The organism is Dietzia maris (genome assembly GCF_014144855.1).
GTDB classification, from domain to species: domain Bacteria; phylum Actinomycetota; class Actinomycetes; order Mycobacteriales; family Mycobacteriaceae; genus Dietzia; species Dietzia kunjamensis.
This window is the reverse complement of record NZ_JAALDN010000265.1, coordinates 1-5,585: the sequence shown is the minus strand read 5'-3', so window position 1 is coordinate 5,585 and position 5,585 is coordinate 1. Positions and strand designations below refer to the sequence as shown.

The 5,585-nt window shown below is 70.7% G+C and carries 7 protein-coding genes, 2 tRNA genes and 1 pseudogene; 6 read left to right on the top strand and 4 right to left on the bottom strand.

The window, feature by feature from the left end:
- On the bottom strand, window positions 1–225 hold a 225-nt coding region (locus G6024_RS09255; RefSeq protein ID WP_159148552.1), incomplete at its 3' end, for a hypothetical protein.
- Between the two features lie 70 nt (window positions 226–295).
- On the opposite strand from G6024_RS09255, the gene G6024_RS09250 reads away from it, so the two are divergent.
- Window positions 296–988, top strand: coding sequence for an NrtR DNA-binding winged helix domain-containing protein (locus tag G6024_RS09250; RefSeq protein ID WP_069390440.1), 693 nt, complete (start codon window positions 296–298; stop codon window positions 986–988).
- Here G6024_RS09250 and G6024_RS09245 read toward each other — a convergent pair.
- Window positions 947–1,891, bottom strand: coding sequence for a DMT family transporter (locus G6024_RS09245; RefSeq protein WP_067714715.1), 945 nt, complete (start codon window positions 1,889–1,891; stop codon window positions 947–949). The two genes, G6024_RS09250 and G6024_RS09245, sit on opposite strands and share 42 nt — an antisense overlap.
- A 267-nt stretch (window positions 1,892–2,158) precedes the next feature.
- On the opposite strand from G6024_RS09245, the gene G6024_RS09240 reads away from it, so the two are divergent.
- From G6024_RS09240 to G6024_RS09225, 4 genes are all read left to right on the top strand, one after another.
- Window positions 2,159–2,503, top strand: a complete 345-nt coding sequence (locus tag G6024_RS09240) for a hypothetical protein (RefSeq protein WP_146776241.1) — start codon at window positions 2,159–2,161, stop codon at window positions 2,501–2,503.
- A 77-nt stretch (window positions 2,504–2,580) separates the two neighbouring features.
- Complete coding sequence (locus G6024_RS09235; RefSeq protein ID WP_159148551.1) at window positions 2,581–3,471, top strand: oxygenase MpaB family protein; 891 nt, start codon at window positions 2,581–2,583, stop codon at window positions 3,469–3,471.
- Between the two features lie 224 nt (window positions 3,472–3,695).
- Complete coding sequence (locus tag G6024_RS09230; protein WP_069390443.1) at window positions 3,696–4,040, top strand: PadR family transcriptional regulator; 345 nt, start codon at window positions 3,696–3,698, stop codon at window positions 4,038–4,040.
- Entirely contained in the window at window positions 4,040–5,041 is a 1,002-nt protein-coding gene (locus G6024_RS09225; RefSeq protein ID WP_159148550.1) for an HAAS signaling domain-containing protein, read from the top strand. The genes G6024_RS09230 and G6024_RS09225 overlap by 1 nt, the downstream gene beginning before the upstream one ends.
- Before the next feature lie 59 nt (window positions 5,042–5,100).
- Here the strand turns inward: G6024_RS09225 and G6024_RS09220 are convergent.
- A tRNA-Arg gene (locus G6024_RS09220) sits at window positions 5,101–5,173 on the bottom strand.
- 47 nt (window positions 5,174–5,220) lie between these two features.
- Window positions 5,221–5,312, bottom strand: a tRNA-Ser gene (locus G6024_RS09215).
- Between the two features lie 105 nt (window positions 5,313–5,417).
- Between G6024_RS09215 and G6024_RS09210 the strand changes: the two are divergent.
- Window positions 5,418–5,585: pseudogene (locus tag G6024_RS09210) on the top strand (aminotransferase); the annotation flags it as partial.

Genomic DNA, 5,585 nt, shown 5'->3' with positions numbered 1-5,585 from the left:
GCCGGAGATCCCGCGGGTGACCCACATGAATCCCCGACCACGGTCCGACCGGACGACGAGCTGCTGGCTCCACCCCTCCGGCCCGGGCGGGGCCACCAGCGCCAGCGCGCCGCCGTCCCCGACAGCACCGATCCGCAGGATCAGCGTGTCCAGGAACACGCCCCATGCGCACTCGGTGGCCTCGCCGCCGACCCCGTCCATGCCGTCGTCTCGTCGACTTCCCATGACCCCTCCACTCCTTTAGCACTCCAGGCGCGCTAAACATTAGCACGCCAATCGCGCTAAAGTGAAGGCCATGTCCGATCTCGATAAGTTCCCCCGGCCCGCCGTGGCCGTGGACCTGGCGATCCTCACCGTGACAGGGGCCGGCGGCACCGACCCCGAGCTGCGGGTATTCACGCAATCACGCCGGAATCCGGACGGTCGCGCGCTCCCGGGCGCGTTCCTGCGCGAGCGGACGACCGTCGCCGAGACCGCGGACCACGTACTCCGCGAGAAGGTCCGGATCGCGCCACACGGGACCATCCGTCCGCGCCTGCTGCGGCTCTTCGACGACCCGGGGCGGGACGAGCGGACGTGGGCCGTCTCCGCCGCCCACGCGCTCCCCCTGCCCGAGTCCGCGCTGGCCGGAGCGAACGGCGAACTCACCCGCGTCACCGCGGACGGCCGACTCGACGGCATCGAGTCGCTACTGTTCGACCACGACGCGATCGTCGACGCCGCGATCCGCGACGTCCGCGAGCTCTACGAGATCCGCCTGCGCTACGTCGACGTGGGCCCCGACCCCGACGGCTTCCTGGCCGAACCGTTCACGCTGCTCCAACTACGTCGCGTGCACGAGGCCGTGATCGGCGAGGAACTGCACAAGGACAACTTCGCGCGCCGGATGCGACCGCACCTGGAACCCGTCCTGGACGACGACGGCGAGGTGGCGCTGTCCACGGCCCTACGCGGTCGCCCGGCCGCGCTCTTCCGGCGCGCGCGCTGAGGCGTCCCGCGCCGCCCGCGACCGCAGCACCAGGGTCACGCCGACCGCACTGATCGCCATGCCGACCACGGCCGGGAGGGTGATCGGGACACCGAACATGAGCCACACCCAGACCATGGTCGTGGGCGGGGTGAGGTAGAGCAGCACGCTCGCGACGGTGGCGCCACGGGTGCGGGTGACAAAGACGAAGAGGACGTACCCACACAGGGTGGACAGGAACACCAGCCAGGCCACCGCCGCCCAGAAGTCGGGTTCGGCCACGGGCGCCGCCTGGCCCGTCACCAGAGCCGCGGACATCAGGGTGACCCCCGCGACGACGGACTGCATGGTGATCGACTGCAGCAGCGTCTCGGAGGGCCGCAGCCGCTGCGTGAGAACCGTGCCCGTGGCCAGACTGAGCATGCCCGCCGCCGGGAACAGGTACGCCCACCACGGGGCGGCGCCCGCGTCGAGACCGCCGGAGACCACCACCACGACGCCCGCCATCCCCAGCACCATGCCGACCCACATGCCGGCCGTCGTGCGCTCGCCGAGGACCCTGCCCGCCACCGTCGCCACCAGCAGTGGCTGGAGCGCGGCGATGAGCGCCGCGGTGCCGCCGTCGACGCCCCGGGAGACCCCCTCGAAGATCATGAACAGGAAGAACGCCTGACTGAACAGGCCCAACACCGCCTGCCGCGTCCACGCCGCGCGATCGTTCAACCGCACCCCCAGCACGAGGCAGACGGTCACCAACAGCACGCCGAGGATCGAGAACCGCCAGCCCAGCAGCTGCAGCGGGGTCCCGTCGGCCCGGATCCCGAGTTCCGCGCCGACATAGCCCGAGCTCCACATGAGCACCAGGGCCACCGACGCCAGATGGCCGGCGTTGCGGCGGAGCGCCTCTCGCGCGGGCTGAGCCATCGGCACAGCCTACGAAGCGGCCGACCTCGTCGTCGTCGTACTCTCGCGTCCCACCCCCGGCCCGTGGCCGTTCACCCCTCCGCGCTCACTCCTCCGCGCTCACCCCTCCGCGTCGACGATCACCGTCCCGGCCTCGAGCCGGGTGTTCGTGGGGCCGCCACCGCCTCCTCGAGCGACGACGGCGCGCGGTCAGAGGTCGGACTGTGGTTTCTGTCGCGGCTCCGGGACGGGCCCCACTCGTCGGGCGTGGGGGAGGCGGTCGGGTCCATGGGATTCGCACTCGCGGTCATCGGGGTGTGCATCCTTATCGGCGGGACGCGGCTGCGGTGGCTGTTCCGGCCGGTACGGGTGCTGGGCGCGATGCCCCTGACCGCGTACACCGCACATCTCCTCGTCTGGGCGGCGTGGATCGCCATCGCGCGCGCCGAGGGCCGACAGTTCGACCCGATGGGCGACTTCCGCGCCCTGGACCCGTTCTGGCCGATGACTCTCGGGGTGACGGCCGGGTGCGCCCTCTGGGCGGTGTTCGTCGGGCGAGGCCCCCTCGAGACAGCCGTTTCGCGGCGCGCGGTCGCGGACCTTCCTCACCGTCTGCGTCGGCACGAAGTATGAAGGACTTATTATCGACGGTGTCGGTCGGGCTCTCACCGACCATTCCCCCCCGATCCACCGAACCCGAAGGTGACTCCATGACCGACACCCGCGTGCCCTTGCGGCTCTCCGACGCCCCTCGCTCCGACGACGGCCACTACGGCCCCGACAGCATCTCCTGGCGGGTGTTCTCGGACCCGGCCTCGGGGCTCGGCGCCAAGAACGCGCTCTTCCTCCAGATGCTCGAACCGGGCATGATGACCCACTTCGATCGGGTCTCGCTGACCAGCGAGGGCGCCGACGAGATGGCCGCCCGGTTCGACCGCACGGCCGCCTACCTGCGGGACTCGGTCTTCGCCGACACCGCCCACGCGGACGCGGCGACCAAGCGCGTCGACCACCTCCACGAGATGGCGACCTGGACCAACCCGGAGACCGGAGAGGCGGAGGAGGCCAAGCAGCCGGAATGGATGCGGTGGACGTGGTGGACGTACATCTGGTCGGCCGTCCGGGGCTACCAGGAGTTCGGCCCCGGCCTGAGCGTCGCGGACGCGGACCGCCTGGTGATGGAGTCGCACATCGGCGCGGACAAACTGCACGTCCCCGGCCCGCACCTCGAGACCTTCGCAGCGGTCGACCAGTACGTCACCGAGGGCCTCGACACCAAGGCGTTGACCATCTTCGCCGCGATGGCCGGCCGCTCGCTCCGACACCCGGACGCGAAGGGCCCGGTGGCCAGGTGGGTCACCCGCCAGATCCTCAACGGCGTGCTGTCGCTACTCCCCGACAAGGCCAAGCTGTTCTTCGCCGTGGAGGACCGCAGCGCCAAGGAGTTCGCCCGCGGGGCCCGGTTCACCAAGCTCGTCGCCACACTCGCGCGGAAGAACCGGACCGCCGAGGACCTCATCGCGCAGGCGATCGGCGAGTCCGTCGCTGCCCCCTACCAGCGGGTGCGGGTCAAGAAAACCAAAGCCTCGCCGGCTTCCTGACGCGTCGACCGCGAGACCCCACGCAGTCCCGCAACCCGGCAGTGCGCCGGGCCGCGGCCTCCCGACCTGCGGTGCCCTGCACACCGTCTTCAGGGCACCGCAGGTCAGGGCCGGTCAGGGCCGGTCGATGGCGGAGTGTCGCGGTGCAGCGGGTGGAGCGAGAGGGCCCGCGCCGAGGCTGTGCGCCATTTACATAGTGTGTGCCACACACTAACGTGTGCCGCATGGGCGACGACGCGGACGCGGCACTGGGCACCCACCTGCAGGAGCTCCGGCGCGGGTCGGTCGTCCTGGCGAGTTTGCTGGCCTGCCGGACGCCCAGGTACGGGTACGCCCTGCTCACCACGCTGGCCGAGGCGGGAATCGCCACCGAGGCCAACACCCTCTACCCGTTGCTGCGCCGCCTCGAGGGACAGGGCTTGCTCACCTCGACGTGGCGGACCGAGGAGCCCAGGCCCCGCAAGTACTACGAGACCACCGCGCTCGGCACCGAGACCGCCGAGCGCCTGCACGCCGAGTGGCTGGCATTGGGTGCCGGCTACACCGATCTGCGGAAGGCGGACGCGTGATGTCCACACTGACCGATCGCTACATCTCCGAGGTGGTCCGCCACCTCCCCGAAGACCAGCGTGGCGACATCTCCTCGGAGATCGCCGCGACCATCGCCGACATGGTCGCCGCCGAACCCGACGCCGTGAACGACGCCAGCGGGACCGAGCCGGCCGGGACCGCCGACCGCGATTCCGCCGAGCGCGCCGTCCTGGTGCGACTGGGCGACCCGGCCGAACTCGCTCGCCGCTATGCCGGCGCCCGCCAGTACCTCGTGGGGCCGGAGGTCTACCCGGTCTGGGCTCGGGTACTGCGGTGGCTCCTGCCCGTCGTGGGTGTCATCGCCGCCCTGGCCGGCAGCATCCTCTACGTCTCGACCACCGCGGAGCCGGAGCTCGGCGGCCTCATCGGCCAACTCGTCAGCTCCGTCGCCGCCGCCCTGCTGTGGGCCTTCGCGGCCTGGACGCTCGTGGTGGTGATCATCGAGCGGACGACCCCGGAGGGCGAACGCAGTCCGTTGACCCTGACCCCCACCTGGGACCCGGCGCACCTCGACGGGCCCCGTGGCGGGGCGGACACCCGCGTCGACGCGGTCGTGTCGCTGGTGATGCTGGCCATCCTGGTCGCGGTGCCGTTCGTCCCGTCGACGTTCCTGTACATCGGCCATCTCAACGGCGGCGAACCGCTCGTGAACCCCGCCATCCCCACCAGGTGGTTCACGGGGTACGTGCTGCTGATCGGAGCGCTGGCGCTCGTCCAGGTGTGGCGCCTGGTGAGGCCGGACAGGTCACCGGCGCGGCTCGGCATCGACGTGGTGGTCGACGTTGTCTTCGGCGTCTTCCTCACGGTCCTGGTGCTGAGCCACGACTCGGTGATCCACCCCGATCTCGTCCCGGACGACGGCGGCACGGCGACCACCGCGATCCGCTGGAGCATCATCGCCACGATCTGGGTGATCGTGGTCTGGGATCAGATCGAGACCCTGCGCGCATACCGGCGGGGGGCCGCGAACGCCGCGTGAACACCGCAGGCCGGAAATGGCGAACGCCCCCGTCCGCGTGGACGGGGACGTTCCTTCTGTGCGCCCGAAGGGACTCGAACCCCTAACCTCTTGATCCGTAGTCAAGTGCTCTATCCATTGAGCTACGGGCGCAATATTCTTCTGTCGTGCCAGCTATCCGGTCACCCGGATCCCCGGCATGGCGGAGGCGAGAGGATTTGAACCTCCGGTCCCCTTTGAGGAGGACAACTCATTAGCAGTGAGTCCCATTCGGCCGCTCTGGCACGCCTCCTGGAGGCTCTGCTGAGCCAACGAGGAATTACAGTACACACAGGCCGGGCCGGTGCGCAAAACGGCCGGACACCGGGCCCGCAGGGGGTGGTCCTACCCTGTAGTCATGTCCCCCGACGTGCGCAGCGACCTCGACGCCATCCCCGCCTACATTCCGGGCGCCTCCGTGCCGGGCGCGGTCAAACTCGCGTCCAACGAGACCACCGCGGGCCCGCTGCCGAGCGTGGCGGCGGCCATCGCCGAGGCCGCGGCGGGCGCCAATCGCTACCCGGAC

What these genes read in the sequence shown, in the direction of transcription:
- G6024_RS09230 (WP_069390443.1), top strand. Translation starts at nt 3,696, where the DNA reads ATGGGCGACGACGCGGACGCGGCACTGGGCACCCACCTGCAGGAGCTC.
- G6024_RS09250 (WP_069390440.1), top strand. Translation starts at nt 296, where the DNA reads ATGTCCGATCTCGATAAGTTCCCCCGGCCCGCCGTGGCCGTGGACCTG.
- G6024_RS09240 (WP_146776241.1), top strand. Translation starts at nt 2,159, where the DNA reads ATGGGATTCGCACTCGCGGTCATCGGGGTGTGCATCCTTATCGGCGGG.
- G6024_RS09235 (WP_159148551.1), top strand. Translation starts at nt 2,581, where the DNA reads ATGACCGACACCCGCGTGCCCTTGCGGCTCTCCGACGCCCCTCGCTCC.
- G6024_RS09245 (WP_067714715.1), bottom strand. Translation starts at nt 1,891, where the DNA reads ATGGCTCAGCCCGCGCGAGAGGCGCTCCGCCGCAACGCCGGCCATCTG.
- G6024_RS09225 (WP_159148550.1), top strand. Translation starts at nt 4,040, where the DNA reads ATGTCCACACTGACCGATCGCTACATCTCCGAGGTGGTCCGCCACCTC.